Here is a 17,523-nt window from a genome sequence, read left to right on the forward strand (position 1 = left end):
GGTACTCGCCGGCGCCTAGCCGTCGGGCATCAACCCGGACGACCCCGCGCCAATTCGGCCAAAGCCCGCTGCAAGGCGTCGATCAACTCGCCGGTCTGGCGCAACGCATGTTCGTCGCCAAGCCGGGCCGAGCGCAGCACCCGGATCGAAACCGCTTCCAGCTCCGGCGCACAAATATTGCCGGCCATGCCTTTCAGGTTATGCGCGATCCGCTCCAGCGCCTTTAAATCGCCGTTTGCCGCCGCATCGCGCAACGGTTCGGCGTCGCCGGCGTGGCAATCGACCGCCATCCGTACCAGCCGATCGACGAATTCGGTTTGGTTAGGAAACTTTTTCAGAAGCGCCGGCCAATCGACGGTCGCAACCGGCACCGGCTCGGCCAAAGCCGGCACCAACGCCGGCTGTGGCTGCTGGCCGCCGGTTTTCCCGGCGTATTCGAGCACGGCCGCCACCAGCATTTCGATATCGAGCGGTTTGGTCAACGTCGCCGCCATGCCCGCCGCCAGACAACGCATATGTTCTTCCTTCAGGGCATGGGCGGTCTGGCCGACTACCGGCAACGCCGGCGCAATGCGTTTGATGCGGCGGGTGGCCTCGTAACCGTCGAGCTCCGGCATCTGCACGTCCATCAATACCAGATCGAAATCCTGCGCAGCCTGCTGCACGGCCGCCACCGCCAAAAGGCCGTTGCCGACCATATGCACCTCGGCGCCTTCCTGGCGCAAAAAGTCTTCCAATACCATTTGGTTGATCGGATTATCCTCGGCCGCCAGAATCCGCAGCCCGCGGAGACGCCGGTCGCCGGAGGTACGCGGCAGCTCGGCCGAACTGGCCGTTTGGTCGCTTTCCGGAAGCGGCAAGCGTAAGGTAAAGGTGCTGCCCCGCCCTAACGCACTCGCCACGCTGAGCGTGCCGCCCATCAAATTCGCCAGCCGCCGGCTGATCGCCAGGCCCAGGCCGGTGCCGCCGAACTTGCGGGTGGTGGCACTGTCGGCCTGCTCGAAGGCTTCGAACAAACGCGCCTGATCCTGTGCGGCGATGCCTATCCCGGTGTCGCGGACGCTGAACACCAATTCGCCGTGTTCGCGGCCGGCGGCTAGGCAAATTTCGCCGGATTCGGTGAATTTGACGGCATTGGACACCAGGTTGATCAGGATTTGGGAAACCCGGACCGGATCGCCGAGGCAGGCCTTGGGCAATTCATCTTTGCGGGCGTACAGTTTCAAGCCCTTGGCGGCGCTGGCTGCGGCAAAATTTTGCAACAATTCGTCGACCAGATAGCCGGGGTCGAGCGGCACGCTTTCGATTTCGAGTTTGCCGGCTTCGATTTTGGAAAGATCCAGAATGTCGTTGATGATGGTCAGCAACAGCTTGCCGGAATCGAGAATGCGGGAAAATATCTGCTGGGTTTCGCCGCGGCCGACGCTATCGCGGTAACCGATTTGCGCCAGTCCGAGTACGCCGTTCAGCGGCGTGCGAATCTCGTGCGACATATTGGCCAGGAACTCGCTTTTCATCCGCGCCAACTGTTCCGCCGCGCGCCGAGCTTCCTCCCGGGCCTGGTCGGCCAGATAACGCTCGGTGTTGTCGTAAAAACTCATCACCGCGCCGGACAACCGGCCGCCATCCCAGATCGGGTGAGTCGCGACCGATACCGGAATCGCGCGCGCTTGCGCGTGCCAGAACACTTCGCCGTCCAGCCGCAACACCTTGCCGCCGACCACGGCATTGAATAATTGGCAATCGGCAGCGACGCACGGCGAGCGGTCGGCCCGGCGGTAATGGATCAGATCGTGGACGTTGCGGCCGAGGAAATCCTCGGCGCGGTAGCCGAGCAAGCGCACTGCGGCCGGATTCGCCATCCGCACCGCGCCTTGGGCGTCGAGTTCCAATATGCCTTCCGCACTGGACTCCACCACTTGCCGGTAACGCTGTTCTGCCTGCCTGACTTCCTCGGTGCGGGCCTCGACCAGGCGCTCCAAATGGAAGCGGTGTTTCTCCAGTTCGGCTTCGGCCCGCTTCAAATGGGTCACGTCGGAGACGATGGCATAGAATCCGCAAACGCGGCCGTCGCGGATATCGGGCAGGTATTGCACCAGGGCATGGCGGCCGGGACGGCCGTTGCGAGCCGGATATTGCTTGTCGAACACTTGTTTTTCGCCGCGCAGCACGGCCGCGATATGCGGCAAATTATCCTGATACATCTCGTCCGCCAGGATTTCCCTGACATGTTTGCCGGCCATGCTGGCGGTATCGATGCCGAACCAATCGGCATAGGCGGCATTGCCGAATCCGTTGACCAGTTCCCGATCCCAATAGCCGATCAACGCGGGGACATTGTCGAGAATGGTGCGGTAAAAATTTTCCCGAGCCGCCAACTCCGCCTCCTTGGCTTTGATCTCGCGCAAATCGAAAATTGTCGTCATCAGCCCGAGAAACACGCCGTGCTTATCACGAATGCTGGTTACCGTCAAGAACACCGACACCAGGCTGCCATCCTTGGTCCGACGCACGACTTCGCCGGCGTAGCCGCCCTGGGCAAAGGCCTGGCGCATGATTTCGCGTTGTTCGGCTTGAACCTCGGGGTCGTCCGGCGCCAAAAAACTCGGATGGCGGCCGCGGACCTCGTCCTCGGTGTAACCGAATAATTGCAGAAAGGCCGGGTTGACAAACTCGATGGTGCCGTCGGCAGCAGTAATCAGGTTCGGCGCAGCGGATTGGCGCAACGCTTCCGACAAGCGGTAGCGTTCGCTTTCGGCGGCTTTGCGTTCGCTGATGTCCTCGGTGAAGATGACGATGCCGCCGACCGAGCCATCGCGCGCCGGCCAGGGCCTGACCTCCCATTTCTGCCATTGGCCGCTGCCGTCGCTGCGCGGGAAATAGGCTTCGTCGTCACGCACAACCTCGCCGGACAGGCCGCGCCGGTGCACGGCTTTCAAATCTTCGCCGATCTCCGGAAACACGGCATAGTGCGACTCGCCGTAAAGTTGGCGGCCGCCCAAGCGGTAATCGTCGCGCCAGCGCTTGCTGGCGACCAAATAACGCATATCGCGGTCGAACATCGCCAACGCCGCCGGCGCATGCTCGATCAGCACCCGCAAGCGCTCTTCGCTGTCCGCCAAATCGGCTTCGGCCCGCTTGCGCTCGGTAATATCTAACGCCGCCAACAACATTTCGTCGCCCAAGCGAACCCGGCTCAGCAATACCGTTTTCAGGCTGCCGTCCTTACAACGCACCGGCAACTCGGGTTGGACCGATTCGGTTTCTGCCGGATCGTGCCAGTGTCGTTCGCAGATTTCGAATTGTTGCGAACGCTGTTCCGGATCGGCGATGACTTGGTCGCGCCAGGCCTGGACCGTGGCCAATTCGTCCGCCGCATAGCCGAACAGCTTGACGAACTCGCGGTTCATCGACAGGAATTCGCCGTTGCGGTTGCTGGTGGCTAAGGCAATCGGCGATTGTTCGTATAACTGGCGGAAGCGGGCTTCGCTGGCCGCCAACGCCGCACGCTGTTGCTCGATGGTATCGATCAACCGCTTGCGTTCGGTGACGTCGCGGCCGACGGCGAACATGCCGACCGGCAAGCCGTTGCCGCCGAAGATCGGTCCCTTGATGGTCTGGAATTCCAGCACCAGCCCGTTCCGGTTCTCCAAATGCTCGTCGACCATGATGGTTTTGCCGGCCAGCATCGCGGCGCGATCGTTCGCCATGAAGGCCTGGCCGATCTCCGGCGGGAACAGCGCCAGATCGTCGTTGCCGATGATGTCCTCCAACGGTTTGCCGACCAAGTCGCAGGTGGCGGCATTGGCCAGCAGGTAGCGGCCTTGGGCATCCTTGACGAACACTGCGTCCAAGGTGCCGTCGACGATGGCTTGCAGCATGTAGCGGGTGGATTGCGCCTCCTGCAACGAGCGCTGCAGCCGGCCGCAGAGCCAGGATACGGTAATGCCGGACACCGCAAAAATAGCCAGTTGCAAACCGTCGACGGCCGATGCCACCGCCTCACTTTGAAACGGCGCGAAGCCCCAGTAATCGACGCAGGCGACCGAGATTAAGGTCGCGGCGAATCCGGGGCCGCTGCCGCCGAGCAAGGCACTGAACACCACCGGCAGCATGAATAACACCAACATCGGCCGCTCGCCGAACGGCACAACCAGCGCCTGCCTGACCCACAACGTCGCCAACGTCACGCCGACGGCAAACAGATACATCGGCCAGCGCCGCGGTTTATCCAGAAACCGGCCGGCCGCGGCAGCCAGACCGGCTTGGGCTTCGGTTTGACCGGGTAGCGCCGCCGGCGGCACTGCGTTCAATGCGAAAAACAGAAAACCGGCGGTGGCGACGACGAACAACACCCCTTTCGCGGTCGATAACCAGACCAGCGATTCGATATCCGGGATATACGCCAACAGGCGGTCTGATAGAAATATCCAAGCCAGGCCGAACAGCAGATACGCCGCTGTCGCCAATAAAATAAAGGGGTTTCGTGCCATGGCAAATGATCGAAAGGTTGCGGAACGTGAGGTCGCCTTCTCCGGGCGCGCCCGAGCCCTTCGAATACCGCTAATTTTGGCACAGTTTGCAATTCCGGCAGCGGCGGTAAGGATTAAGCCCAACCAAAGCGGCCGACGCGTTGGCCGCCTGCCGGCGAAGCCAGGCCGCGCGCCGGCCGGTGTATAATGCGGCTTCGCCCTTGATTACCCGCATTTGCCGCATGTCGCTGCTGAAAATTCCGTTTTGCCTGTTATTCGTGTTTCTCGCCCACGCCGCGCTGGCCTGGTACCAAAACCAACCGCAAGCGGCCGGCCCGGACGTACCGTCCGGCAAGTTGCGCAGCCTGTCGTTCGCGCCCTACCACGCCGGCTTCAGTCCTATCGCCCAGAAGTTTCCGTTGCCGGAACATATCGAGCACGACGCCCGGCTGATCGCCGACAAAACGTATACGATCCGGACCTATTCGGTGCGCGGCGGCATGCAACCGACGCCGGATTACGCCCGCCAATACGGCCTGGACATGATGATGGGCGCCTGGCTAGGCGACGGCCATCCGGAAAACCGAGTGGAAATCCAGACCCTGATCCAGGCCGCCAACCAACATGCGGACGTGGTGAAACGGGTGATCGTCGGCAACGAAGTGTTGCTGCGCAAGGACATGGACATCGACACGCTGATCGGCTACATCCGCCAGGTCAAACAAGCGGTGCAGCAGCCGGTGACCTATGCCGACGTTTGGTCCAGTTACCTGCAATATCCGCAACTGTTCCGGGAAGTGGATTTCATTACCATCCACATCCTGCCCTACTGGGAAGACGAGCCGGTTGCGATAGAACACGCGGCGGAGCACGTCGAGAAAATCGTGCGCCAGATCGAAGACAAAGCGCACAGCATGGGCGTGGATAAACCGATTCTGATCGGCGAATCCGGTTGGCCGTCGGTCGGCAGACAGCGCGGCGCGGCGGTGCCCGGCGTGGTCAATTCGGCGCGTTACATCCGCGATTTGATCCAGGTCGCCAACCGCCACGGCTTCGATTACAACATCGTCGAGGCCTTCAATCAGCCCTGGAAAAGCCATAACGAAGGCGTGGTCGGCGCCAATTGGGGCTTGCTCGACATCGACCGCGAGCCAGTATTTCCGCTGACCGGGCCGGTACGGGAAAATCCGGACTGGCTGGTGCAGTTCGGCTGGGCGGCGGCGCTGAACCTGGCGGCGGCCGCTTGCGCTTGGCGCAGCCTGCAACGCCTGCCGGCGGCCAAACTGGCGGCCTACCTGGCGCTGGGCCAGTTATTCGGCGCGGGTCTGGTGCATCTGGCCGACCTGTCCTGGGAAACCAGTTACAGTCCATGGCAGCAGGCGTATTCACTGGCCTTGGTTGCCGCCAATGCGGCGCTGGCCGGGTTACTGTTGGTCCAGGCCCACGCGGCGGCGGCCGGCAGCGCCGTTGCCGGCCCTTACCGCAAAGCACTGCAAACCGCTTACCTGTTTTTCATGGCTTTGGCCGTGGTTAAGACCTATTTGCTGGCGTTCGACGGCCGTTATTTGAGCTTTCCGGTCGAACAATTCGCGATTCCGGCGCTGGGCATTTTCCAATTGGCGTTTTGCCGGCGCCTGAACCATCTGGTAGCGGCCGCCGATTCGGACGCCGTTGTCGGCAAACACAGCAGCCGCCTGGCCTTGTTGCTGGGTATCGGCAGCTTCGGCGTCGTCGCCGGCGAAACCTATTCGTTTATGTCGGCCTACGACTTCATCCAGGCCCACCCCAGCTTCGGCGAGGGCCTGCCGGTCGCGCTCGGTTACGTGGTGCAAAACCGGCAATTGCTGAGCTGGCTGCTGTGCATCCTGATTCTGGCGCTGCCGTTCTGGCGCAGACCGGACGCCAAGCAGCAGGCGCAGAACGGCGGTATCCGGATCGGCGGAGAAAATCGGTGAAAACATCGACCGGCGCCCGGCTCAAATGCGCGGCCGTATTCGTGGTATTCATTATTTTCAGCATCGGACCGATTCCGATCACCAGCGCGCTGGGCTTGTACGTGGTTATTTTTCGGCCGCGCTGGTTCAAGGAACTGGTGGCCAAAGTCTACGCCGACGACTGAGCTCTGCTTTGCTCGCCGCATCCGGCCCGGATCAGCGGTTTACCCGGCCGGGTTTATCCTTTATCGTTAGCCGCCGGGCTCAAGCGCCCGCATCCAGCCACCATCAACCCAGGAACATCACTATGGAACGTCGCGATTTTATTAAATTCAGCGCGGCCGGCGCGGTCGCCGGTTTGGCCCTCTCCCACACCGCGCCGGCGGCTGCCGGCCCGGTGCCGACGCCACCCGGCGACCTGTACTACACCAAGGACGCCCAAGGCCGCTGGGCCGGCAAAGCCGCCACCCATTTGCCGGTAATCGAGGCTAATAAAGAAGGCGGCAAAACCACGGTGAAAGTCACGACGCCGCACGAAATGAAAGGCTACGAACATTACATCGTCAAACACGTGCTGCTGGACAAGGATTACAAATTCCTGGCCGAACACATGTTCGACCCGGCCAAAGAGCCGGTGCCGGTATCGACGTTTACCTTGGATAGCTACAGCGGCGCGCTGTATGCGCTGAGCTTTTGCAACAAGCACGATTTGTGGGTTAGCAGCGCAGAGATAGCCTGAACCGTTCGCACCGACTCGCCCCGGATATCGAGACCGATATCCGGGGTCCATTCCCGCTCAGCTCCGGCCTACCTGTTCTGCGGCCGCTCCCCCAATTTCTAGCCGGACCTTGTTAGCCCAACGCTGCGGTTAAGGCTTATCCCAAGCCAAGCCCGCATCTGTGCCGATATCGGCTTGGTTAAGGTCGTCTTTCAAGCCCACCCCGGACAGTTGCCGTTGCAGGGCCTGGCCAGTCAGATAGGCCAATTTGGCCGCTGCCGCAGAATAAACCATTCCGGCCGGCGGCCGGATATTGGACAGGCAATTGCGTTCGGCGTCGGTGCGGCCCGGTTGCGGGGCGTAGGTCAAGTAAATGCCCAGGCTGTCGGCCGCACTCAGGCCCGGCCGTTCGCCGACGATAATCGCTGCCGCTTTCGCACCCAACAACGCGCCGATTTCGTCGGCGACGGCGACGCGGGCATTCGGCACCAAGCAGATTGGGCCGATACTTAACGAGCGCTCCGCGTAGGCTGCGACAACCGCAGCCAATAACGGCAAGCCGTGCTGTTCGACCGCGGTGGACGACAGGCCGTCGCTGACCACCAGCGCCACGTCAGCCGCCGGCAAGGCCAGGGTTTGCAGGGTAGCGCGGCTGGCTTGGTCCAACCGGCGGCCCAGGTCGGGCCGCTGCAAATAATGCTGGCGGCTGTGGATCGGCGTTGCCAGTTGCAAGCTAGGCCAACCTTTCTCCGCCAACGCCTCGGCAAACGCGCCGACCTGCCAGGGCTGGTGTACCGCATCCCGCGCCAGCGCATGCGCCAATTGGAATTCCAGTTGCGCTTTGCTCGGCGTGGCGCAGCCGGCTCGGCCCTGGCCGATGCGAGCCTGGGTGTAGCGTCTGAGTTCGAACCACGGGTCGGGCGCGGACATTATTCGATCAAGGCCGCAAGCCGGCTCAACAACGGGGTTTTCGCGCCGTGGTCCACCAGGCGGTTTTCGCCGTCGAAAATACCCATCTTTATCAACCAGGCTTCGAACTCCGGCGCCGGCCGCAAGCCCAGCACCTGGCGCAGATACAAGGCGTCGTGAAACGAGGTACTTTGGTAGGCCAGCATCACGTCGTCGGCGCCGGGTATGCCCATGATGAAGTTGCAGCCGGCGACGCCGAGCAAGGTCAATAAGTTGTCCATGTCGTTCTGGTCGGCTTCGGCGTGGTTGGTGTAACAGACGTCGCAGCCCATCGGCAGGCCGAGCAATTTGCCGCAGAAATGGTCTTCCAGGCCGGCGCGGATGATTTGTTTGCCGTCGTACAAATACTCCGGGCCGATAAAGCCGACCACGGTATTGACCAGCAACGGCGAGAACTCGCGCGCCACGGCATAGGCCCGTGCCTCGCAGGTTTGGGCGTCGACGCCGTGGTGGGCGTTGGCCGACAGCGCGCTGCCCTGGCCGGTTTCGAAATACATGACTTGTTGGCCTACCGTGCCGCGATTTAGGGACTCGGCCATCGCTTTGGCCTCGGCCAACAGCGCCAAGTCGATACCGAAGCTGCGGTTGGCCGCCTCGGTACCGGCGATGGATTGGAACACCAAATCGACCGGCGCCCCGCTTTGCATCAGTTCCATCGCCGTCGTCACATGGCACAGCACGCAGGATTGGGTCGGAATGTCATAGCGGCGGATCGCGTCGTCGAGCAATGCCAGCAAGGTGCGCACGTTGTGCAGATTGTCGGTGGCCGGATTGATGCCGATCACCGCGTCGCCGCTGCCGTACAGCAAACCGTCGATAATGCTGGCGGCGATGCCGCGCGGATCGTCGGTCGGATGGTTGGGTTGCAAGCGGGTGGCCAGGCGTCCCTGCAAGCCCAGCGTGTTACGAAACCGGCTGACCACTCGGCAGCGCCGGGCCACGGCGATCAAGTCCTGGTTGCGCATGATCTTGCTGATGGCGGCGACCATTTCAGGCGTCAAACCGGCGGCCAATGCCGACAAGTCGCCGGTATCGGCCAGCAGCCAATCGCGAAATTCGCCGACCGATAACGACGCCACCGGCGCGAAGGCGGCAGGATCGTGACGTTCCAGAATCAGCCGACTGACTTCGTCGCGTTCCGGCGGAATAAGCGGTTGCTCCAGAAACTCGCGCAGCGGCACGTCGGCCAGAATTTGCTGAGCCACAGCTCGCTCGACTTCCGATTCCGCCGCCAGGCCGGCCAACTCGTCGGCTGCCCGTCTGGGCGAGGCTTTAGCCAACAAAATGCGCAAATCCGGGAAACGAACGCTTCTGCCGTGTACGGTTGCCGAATAGTGCATGCTCGAAATCGGCTTGCGCCGGTAGCCATAATGATCCGAGCGAGGATACGCCCGTCAGATGACCGATTTATGACGACGGCACGCTAACGGCCTATTCCAGTCTAAACCAGCCGCCTATTCCGAGTGAAAACTGCCGGCTGCTCCAATCCACAGTCGGCCAGGAATGTCGATAGCGGCACCATTACTGGTGCCGAGGGAGTTTTGCTGGTTTGGTTGAAGGCTGGGTATCGGCCATTTACAGTCATAGAATGCACACCAACCAATGGCGGCAAACCATCTGTGTCCAGTCAATTATCTGATTTGTCTAATAATCCAGACGTAGGGTACGCATCGCGTACCATTAAAAGGCCGTCATGGTGGCGAAAGCCAGAAGGTACGCGTTGCGTACCCTTGTATCTTACTTGTCGCCATGGTTAGCTACCTTGGCACTGAGACAGAAAGAGCTTGTGCGTACCCTTAAGGTTCGACCTTGGCATGTAGATTAAGCCTTCTGTCTCGCTTCTGATGCCAACGAAGACACTGAACGGTAGCCAAGGGCAATGACCCTGTATGCACAAGGCAAGTGGGCTCGGTTGGTTTATTTTGTTTCTTCATGCTGAATCACTCTATGTTTTTTATCGGTATCGATGTTTCTAAAGCCAAACTTGATTGCAGTCTGTTATTGGATGTTGCCACTGCCAAACGCCGTGCGAAATCCGTTACCAATTCCAAAGCGGGCGTCGACGATCTGCTAGCTTGGTGTGTAAAGCAACAGGCCACACCTGACACGCTACACGCTATCCTGGAAGGGACCGGCGTTTATCACGAACAGGCTGCACTCGCCTTGAGCGATGCAGGCGTCACGGTCTCGATTGTAAATCCCGCTCAAGCCAAAGACTTTGGCCGCAGCCTGGGTGTGCGCACCAAGACCGACGGCGTCGATAGTCTGGTGTTGGCCCGTTACGGCGCGTTGTTGAACCCCAGGCCTTGGACACCTCCAACTCCAGAAGCTCGCACCTTGCAAGCCCTGTTATCCCGCCGTGAAGCGATCGCCCAGGATTTGCAACGCGAACGCAACCGCCTGGAAAAAGCCCGGGCCACCGATACTCCGGCACTGATTCACCAATCCCTACTCGACTCTATTACTTTCCTGGAAACTCAACTCTCTAAACTCCAGATCGACATCGACGACCATATCGATCAGCACCCTGAACTGAAGGCGGACCGGACGCTGTTAATCAGTATTCCCGGCGTCGGTCCCCAGGTTAGCAATCACTTGTTAGCGGTGATGCACAATCATCACTTTCAATCCGCCGAACAACTGGCCGCTTACCTGGGTTTGGTGCCCGTGGAACGACAGTCCGGTTCGTCGATTCAAGGGCGGCCCCGACTATCTAAAGCTGGCCCCGCCCGTATACGCGCCATCCTTTACATGGCCACCGTGGTCGGCGTTCAATACAACCCTCATCTCAAAGCACTCTATCTGCGTTTGCAGGCACGTGGAAAAACCAAAATGTCTGCTCTCGGTGGTGCTATGCGTAAACTCGTACATTTGTGCTTTGGTGTCCTGAAAACTCGCGAGCCTTACCGAGCCGACTATGCTCTCCAAAGTTGACTTTTAAGACGGTATCTACTTAGCTATCGCTGGCGCCGAGGGAGTTTTGCGGGGTGGGTTGAACGCTCGGTATCGGCCAAAAGCTGTCGCACGCTATTATTAAACGAATAGCAGTTAAACATCGAAAGCTGCCGCTAACAGGTTGGTGAAAAACTCTTTTTTGCAACCAATCAGACCTATATTTAGTACTACAAGATTGATTCAGCACTAAATAAAGGCTTCTTCTAGCTAAATTAGTGGCTGGAATATGGTTTTTCACCAACCTGCTAACACCCAATTCTGCGGCAAGTTTGGAGAGTAACGGGGTATTTGCCTGACAGCGGAGCGATGTTATACGCCACCTTCGTCTTCCTCAAACAGTTCAAATGCGGCCAAAATCGAACATTATTTTAATCCGCCCCCCCCCAATCGCGTGAATTGCCCCATATGCTTGTTAGCGTGTATTTATACTTCTGTATGATGAATTAAGCCGCGTGTTCGCCATCTGTTGCCGTTAACCAAAGATTCAAACGATACACCGTTCGACAACGTCAAATTGTCCGCATGATCAGTCACGATGATTTGTGGACTGAAACCGTTCTTCTGCTCAAGCTCATTACAATAAATAGAGAGCTGGCTGAATAGATTTTCGACAGCTTTAATATCTTCATCGATATTCTGTTCAACATGTAGTGTCTTACGCTGTTCCGCCTCTTGGGTTTTTTGTTCTTCAAAAGTTTCCGAGTTGTCTCGATTAAAATTAGGGAAATACACCTGAGTTGGTTGATCAAGAAATAGTATTGATGGAATAGCGCATTTATCACCCAGCTCAGAAAAATATTTGTGCAATGCCAGAAATAGTGTCACATGGCAATATAACCAGTTTGCACCGCTTCCCATTGATCGCAGGTAGATTCTCTCGTCATTTGGCGATAAATGGTAAAGGTCAAATGTCTCAAAAGAAAAGTTAAGATTGATAGGTTTATAGCTATCTTCAAACTCAAAATGGCTGCCAATTTCAGCCATATATTCATTTACTTTTGCAGACGCGTTTTCTAGTCCTTTTTGCACATCATATTGCTTCAATTCTTTATTAATGGCTACCAGCTGTTTGTTTAGTTCCTTAATTTGCTTTTCAATCTCTACATCATTGGCCATATTGAGCGTATCTAAAAGCATATATAACTTGGCCTTTTGCATCAAAATGCATTCATAAAGGCTTTTTTGTTCAGCCAACTGCTTTTCTGCTTTCTCTATTTCCGTTATTTGCTGGTTTAGTGCTGTAAGCTCTTTATCAAAAACCTCAATGTTACGTTGCACTTCAACCAAGGACGATTCAAACTTTGCTTTCATTGGGCGGGCTTGTGCGAGGTTTCCCGATACTTTCGTAATAGCTTGCCGTAATTTTTCTGCACTTTCTCGCAATGTGTCTTTTTCAGTATGGCAAAACGGGCAGACTGAAGCTGATATATGGACATGCTTTGGCGAGCTAAACTGTTTTAAGTTATCAACAAGACGTTCTTCTTCTCGAATATGTTTGTTAGTTGACGCAGCTTGTCGCTGCAACTTTCTAAGCTCGGCAGTCTTTTGAGTGCGTTCCAACTTAAGTTGATTGTAGCGTTGAGTAACAGCATCGGAGGTATAGTTAATTTTTTCAGGCACGATAACGCCGTCTAGCTGGTCTTTGGCGTCTTGTGGGTGGCGCAGTACCTGTTGCAAAGATAGTGGCTCATCTTTAAACCCCATCGAAGCATACAGCTGGCTTAAAACAGGGCCAACGCTTTGCTTGTAGTTTTCAGAGGTACGTTTACTTATCTCTTTCTGACGCTCCAAGCGTCTAACATCGGCGCTTAACCGTTCTTTTTCTTGTAACAGGTGAAAGTATTTCTGATCAACCAACCCTAAAAATATCTTGGTATGGTCAGTCACTTGATCACGTTTTTCCTTTTCATCGAATCGGTAAAATAGCGCATGTTTATTAGCAATAAGATTTTGATGCTGAAGAATAAACGATGAAAAGCTGCGTATTGATGGAGTAGCAGCTTTAGCCCTTCGGTTAGCTCTAGCAGCCAACGACTCATCAACATCATCCATGTCTAAGAAAAAATCAGTTAGCAGGTTGGTGAAAAACCATATTCCAGCCACTAATTTAGCTAGAAGAAGCCTTTATTTAGTGCTGAATCAATCTTGTAGTACTAAATATAGGTCTGATTGGTTGCAAAAAAGAGTTTTTCACCAACCTGTTAGGTGCTTTTTAAACTCTTTTAATGGACGAAAATATATACCACTAAAATAATCGCGATCAATATCGTCAGAATTGAACGATTCGGCTCTGCGAAAAAAGCCCTTACTTGCTATTTCTGGGTCACGGGCAATCACCATATCTTGGTCGTTGACCGAGAGCGCAACATAGTAAATGGCGGCGCTGGCGGTTATGATCCCTTTGGGAATTGTGTTTTCAGAACTACCTAAGCAATAGTCGAAAATTTCAATCAGGGCGCTTTTTCCCGTCGATGACTTTCCGGTGACGACATTTAGCAGGTTGGTGAAAAACTCTTTTTTGCAACCAATCAGACCTATATTTAGTACTACAAGATTGATTCAGCACTAAATAAAGGCTTCTTCTAGCTAAATTAGTGGCTGGAATATGGTTTTTCACCAACCTGTTAGCCCCTTTTTAAAATTAACTGGATGTTTATTCCCTTGCTTATCAATAACGCCAATTTCATGAATCAATGTTTTCATCGCGGTTTCACTCCTAAAAACGCATAAATCTCGAACACTGAGTGCTCCCTAAATAACCTTCCTAACTTCTCTGCACTTTTTTGATTGGTAAATACCGCATCAGATTCATGAACTGCACGAAGGGCTAAACTTTGTTCGTCTATTGATAGCCAGTCATTGACTAAACAATATTGAATGCATTGCTCTGTTAACTCTTGAAATCCATCTATTCGTTCTTGTAGGTCATAGAGTTTAATGCGATCGTCAAAAACCGACCAGACAGAGCTTCTAACGTTAGAGTTGAATAACTTTTGGCCAAAAACAGGATGACTGCAAAGTGGGATTACCAAAGGGGCAAGTAAAAGATTATTTTCTGATTCGCCTACTGCTGTGTAAAACGATACTAGATATACCCCATACTCGAACGGGTTGTACCTCAACTCATAAAGGGCATCAACAATGCTGCTCATGGCTCAACCCTCCATTTTAAATCTCGTTCTTCATCATCCATTGCGTCGTGTATTAGGCCGTTTCTAAAGACGAAATCAGGATTTGGATAGCCATCGATACCAAATGGTGCCTCGCTAATTACCTGATCGTACAGATATTGTGAAATCAGTTTTGAGCTACCCTGCTTACGACTGGCCGAGCGATATTTTGCAAAAAATGCGCGAATCCACTGTTCCCGGTATCGCTCAACCATTTTCATATATTGTGGATGCCCGTGGAGTTCTTCTATTGATGAGTTTATAAAATCCAGCCAATCACCAATAGCTTCTGGCAAGACGCGCTCATACTCAATCTCACAAATTTTCTGGGCAAAAAGAGCGGTGATATGAGTTTCTATTTCTTCTTCCGTTGCATCTCTTTGGGAAAAATTGGGAATAGTAAATGGCGTAGGCCCCCATTTAGCCGTTAAAGCCTCTCGCTTTTGGTCAAACTCCGCCTTTTCAATTATCCATTCAGTACTATTTGCCTGTTCATATACAAAGCCAATCAACCCTTCAGCAAAAGCCTGTCTATTTACTATAGGTATGTAGCCACTTAATTTGTTGTAATAACTATTTTTTAAAGTATTCAGGTCTTCTGACTCAACATGCAACACTACTTTGGCTAGAACTGCCAATAATTCCTCATCAGATGAACCTTCCATTACCGCTTTTTGCAGTTTTATAACTTCTGATAGCTTTTCAGCATTCAATTGAGCTTCGGTTCTTTCGGAGAAAATATCTTTTAAAACTTGCAGGCGTTGTTCCCCATTTTGCGAATTCCAGTCTTTTAGACGAGTAGTAGCTCCAAAAGCTTGGGTGGTGTGAAGCACCAAAACACCATATTGAGCGTGATTAAATTCTAGTGCCAGCCAGTTCTTTAACGTCTTCCAAAAGTTTTCGTGGTGGTCTGTAAGAGGTGCAGCGTAGTCTTTTACTTCGGTTTGTGTTGATTCCAAAACACCTGGAGAAATCAAACTAACGTCACCGTCTTTTTCGAACCACACAGACTGGCCGTCTTTAAGTGAAAAGCACTTATCCAAGCCAATCAACACTTGGTAATGAAACGCTAAAGCAGTTGTTAACACTGCATTTTTGGTTTGGTTTCCGCTCATGCCTGTCCGTTCCTTTATTTTTCTGAAGATTCTTGGGGTAGTTACCTAATTAACGTTTACTTCGAGTCAAATGCGGACAATTTTCCTCTGTATAACGTTGGATAAAATGCTTGTGTGCTTATAAATGCCTGCGCTTTCATACTGCTGCCATTCGGAAGTTTTATCGACAGTCTGCTTGAGGTCGATTACGACAGTTCTCAGCCGCCAACAACCTTTTGTCGTACTCACGCAATCATATCGGAATAGTTGGTGGTTCGGCGCTTGAAATCCCTGGCCAGTTTTGGCTTGGAATCAGTGACTGGTTTAACCGGAACGCGCACTAACCAAGCTGTAACATTTTGCTGGTAGACTGAAATACGGTTCGGCGCAGCAAGCGGACCGGCATTTTCGACTACTTTCAGTAAAATTTCGATGACCGACGCAAACACCGCAACTCCAACCCTGACCATAGGCGACAAAACCCATCCTATCGATAGCCTCAGCGACCTGGCCAAAGCCCAACTGGCCAATCTGCAAATCGTCGATGCCGAAATCCAGCGCTTGCAACAACAATTAGGCATAGCCCAGGTGGCGCGCGAGACCTTTTTGGCCACGCTGCAAACCGAATTCGCCAAATTGGGTTAAGCCGCACGGCTGTCGGAGCGCCGGTGTTTTCGCTGTTGACGCTGAATCTGCATACTTACCAGCAGCACCCGCGCCACAACTGTTTCGAAACCATGCACCTGTACGAACGCGAGGTGCACATCATCGCCGAGGCGGTGGCTCAGCAAGGCATAGACGCGATTTGTTTTCAGGAGGTCGGCGAATACCGGCACGACCCCATCGCCCAGCCTTACGGCGAGTCGCCGTCGAACATGGCGTTTCGGATTTGCCGGCGCTTGCGGGAATGGGGGCATTGGTTCTACATCCACCAGGACTGGAGCCACATCGGCTTTCAACGGTGGCGGGAAGGCACGGCGATTTTGAGCCGGCATCCGCTGCGGCACAATTACTCCGCTTACGTCTCGCACAATTGCAGTAAAGACCACTACATGTCGCGCAACGTCACCGTCAGTTGCATCGACCTGCCCCGCTTCGGCTTGCTGCACATCGCCAACGTGCATTTAAGCTGGGCCCACCACGGCTTCCACCAGGAATACGCCAACCTGAAGCGGCTGATCGCCTCACGTTACCACTTTGGGGTCAGAGGCGACCTGATCGTCGGCGATTTCAACGCGCCGGCCGGCGAACAGGCTTACCAACACATCGTCGGCAACGGCGAATACATAGACCAGTACCACGAACTGTACCCGCAGCGGTTTTACGAGCCGACCTTTTGCGGCCAGATCGACGGCTGGCGCCACAGTCCGCCGCGGCGCATAGATTACATTTTCAAACGCAACGGCCATCCGCTGCGCGTGCGGGAAATGACGCCTATTTTCAACGGCGAGTTTTATCCGAGCGTATCGGACCACTTCGGTTACCTGGCCCGCTTCGAATTGTTTTGAGCCTGACCGGGCCGGCCGACGTCAACTAACCGTAACCGGACCTTAATCGTGCTGTCATGGCCGCCTCCTAAAATCCTGGCTTTGCCGCCGCCGGACCCGATGCCATGACACTGCGCGTTCTAATTTTTTTGGCGATAAGCTGGCTTGGGGGTTGTGCCGCCGAGCCGCTGCGCCAATCCGTTTGGCCGGAAACCTTGCCGGCCCAAGCCGAGTTTGCCGAGCATTACCGGCAAGACCGGCGCAACGCCGAGCGGCAAAGCCTGGAACAATACTTGACCTGGGTCGAACGTTTTTACCAGGGCTGGGAGCTGTATCCGACCGGCTGGAACCGAATCAGCCAGGATTTGGCGGCCAAAATCGCCGACCCGGCCGCCAAACCCGAGATAGCCGCCAAACTACGCCGTTTGGGCATCGCCATCGCCGCGGAATGGGCTAAGGACAATGCCGTGCGCCGCATCACGACCCGCCATGTCGGGATCTGGGGTAACGCTCTGCAGAAATCGGCCGAGCGCGCCGAAATCTCGGCCATCGTCGACCGCGTGCTGGACGACGTCGACAATCTGCTCAACAACCGCATCGCCGCGGATATCATTACCGAAAACCGCTTTTACACCGAAGAAGACGTGTTAAACCAAATCAACTGAGCGCTTGAATTAGACGGTGGCTGACAGACACCGGCGCTGAGATGCCGGTTAGGTGCGGT

General features: G+C 55.2%; 14 protein-coding genes. 7 read left to right on the top strand and 7 right to left on the bottom strand.

What is annotated here, in order from left to right:
- Positions 1-29: 29 nt before the first annotated feature.
- A complete protein-coding gene (locus VXJ35_RS14385) occupies positions 30-4,493 on the bottom strand; it encodes a PAS domain S-box protein (RefSeq protein WP_064022095.1) in 4,464 nt (1,487 codons plus the stop codon).
- 221 nt (positions 4,494-4,714) lie between these two features.
- Between VXJ35_RS14385 and VXJ35_RS14390 the strand changes: the two genes are divergently transcribed.
- The 3 genes from VXJ35_RS14390 (at position 4,715) to VXJ35_RS14400 (ending at position 7,145) form a co-directional block, all read left to right on the top strand.
- Positions 4,715-6,427 (top strand): exo-beta-1,3-glucanase, encoded by a 1,713-nt coding sequence (locus tag VXJ35_RS14390; protein ID WP_064022096.1) that lies wholly within the window; start codon positions 4,715-4,717, stop codon positions 6,425-6,427.
- Complete coding sequence (locus VXJ35_RS14395; protein WP_172680372.1) at positions 6,424-6,591, top strand: hypothetical protein; 168 nt, start codon at positions 6,424-6,426, stop codon at positions 6,589-6,591. The genes VXJ35_RS14390 and VXJ35_RS14395 overlap by 4 nt, the downstream gene beginning before the upstream one ends.
- A 122-nt stretch (positions 6,592-6,713) precedes the next feature.
- Positions 6,714-7,145: a desulfoferrodoxin family protein gene (locus tag VXJ35_RS14400; RefSeq protein WP_064022097.1), complete on the top strand. Its 432-nt coding sequence runs from the start codon at positions 6,714-6,716 to the stop codon at positions 7,143-7,145.
- A gap of 129 nt (positions 7,146-7,274) precedes the next feature.
- Here the strand turns inward: VXJ35_RS14400 and eutC are convergent, their stop codons facing one another.
- Both eutC and VXJ35_RS14410 read right to left on the bottom strand, forming a co-directional pair.
- Complete coding sequence (eutC, locus tag VXJ35_RS14405; protein ID WP_064022098.1) at positions 7,275-8,054, bottom strand: ethanolamine ammonia-lyase subunit EutC; 780 nt, start codon at positions 8,052-8,054, stop codon at positions 7,275-7,277.
- On the bottom strand, positions 8,054-9,433 hold the full coding sequence (locus VXJ35_RS14410) for an ethanolamine ammonia-lyase subunit EutB (protein ID WP_064022099.1): 1,380 nt from the start codon (positions 9,431-9,433) through the stop codon (positions 8,054-8,056). The genes eutC and VXJ35_RS14410 overlap by 1 nt, the downstream gene beginning before the upstream one ends.
- Before the next feature lie 592 nt (positions 9,434-10,025).
- On the opposite strand from VXJ35_RS14410, the gene VXJ35_RS14415 reads away from it, so the two are divergent.
- The gene (locus VXJ35_RS14415) at positions 10,026-11,027 is read left to right on the top strand and encodes an IS110 family transposase (RefSeq protein ID WP_197495838.1); all 1,002 of its coding nucleotides are present in this window, start codon (positions 10,026-10,028) and stop codon (positions 11,025-11,027) included.
- A gap of 444 nt (positions 11,028-11,471) precedes the next feature.
- Here VXJ35_RS14415 and VXJ35_RS14420 read toward each other — a convergent pair whose 3' ends face one another.
- The 4 genes from VXJ35_RS14420 to VXJ35_RS14435 form a co-directional block, all read right to left on the bottom strand.
- Positions 11,472-13,151, bottom strand: a complete 1,680-nt coding sequence (locus tag VXJ35_RS14420; RefSeq protein ID WP_197495840.1) for a DUF3732 domain-containing protein — start codon at positions 13,149-13,151, stop codon at positions 11,472-11,474.
- Between the two features lie 596 nt (positions 13,152-13,747).
- Complete coding sequence (locus VXJ35_RS14425; protein ID WP_082880935.1) at positions 13,748-14,200, bottom strand: three component ABC system middle component; 453 nt, start codon at positions 14,198-14,200, stop codon at positions 13,748-13,750.
- Positions 14,197-15,333: a hypothetical protein gene (locus tag VXJ35_RS14430; protein WP_064022100.1), complete on the bottom strand. Its 1,137-nt coding sequence runs from the start codon at positions 15,331-15,333 to the stop codon at positions 14,197-14,199. Before VXJ35_RS14430 ends, VXJ35_RS14425 begins: the two co-directional genes overlap by 4 nt.
- 224 nt (positions 15,334-15,557) lie before the next feature.
- The gene (locus VXJ35_RS14435) at positions 15,558-15,761 is read right to left on the bottom strand and encodes a hypothetical protein (RefSeq protein WP_064022101.1); all 204 of its coding nucleotides are present in this window, start codon (positions 15,759-15,761) and stop codon (positions 15,558-15,560) included.
- On the opposite strand from VXJ35_RS14435, the gene VXJ35_RS14440 reads away from it, so the two are divergent.
- The 3 genes from VXJ35_RS14440 to VXJ35_RS14450 all read left to right on the top strand — a co-directional run bounded on the left by VXJ35_RS14440 (position 15,745) and on the right by VXJ35_RS14450 (position 17,464).
- Positions 15,745-15,957 (top strand): DUF6447 family protein, encoded by a 213-nt coding sequence (locus VXJ35_RS14440; protein ID WP_054763010.1) that lies wholly within the window; start codon positions 15,745-15,747, stop codon positions 15,955-15,957. The two genes, VXJ35_RS14435 and VXJ35_RS14440, sit on opposite strands and share 17 nt — an antisense overlap.
- 23 nt (positions 15,958-15,980) lie before the next feature.
- Complete coding sequence (locus VXJ35_RS14445) at positions 15,981-16,820, top strand: endonuclease/exonuclease/phosphatase family protein (protein WP_064022102.1); 840 nt, start codon at positions 15,981-15,983, stop codon at positions 16,818-16,820.
- Between the two features lie 104 nt (positions 16,821-16,924).
- Positions 16,925-17,464 carry a hypothetical protein gene (locus VXJ35_RS14450; protein WP_064022103.1) on the top strand — a complete coding sequence of 180 codons (540 nt, stop codon included), beginning with the start codon at positions 16,925-16,927 and terminating at the stop codon, positions 17,462-17,464.
- Positions 17,465-17,523 lie beyond the last annotated feature (59 nt).

The sequence above is a fragment of the Methylomonas sp. DH-1 genome (assembly GCF_046097555.1).
Classification (GTDB): Bacteria; Pseudomonadota; Gammaproteobacteria; order Methylococcales; family Methylomonadaceae; genus Methylomonas; species Methylomonas koyamae.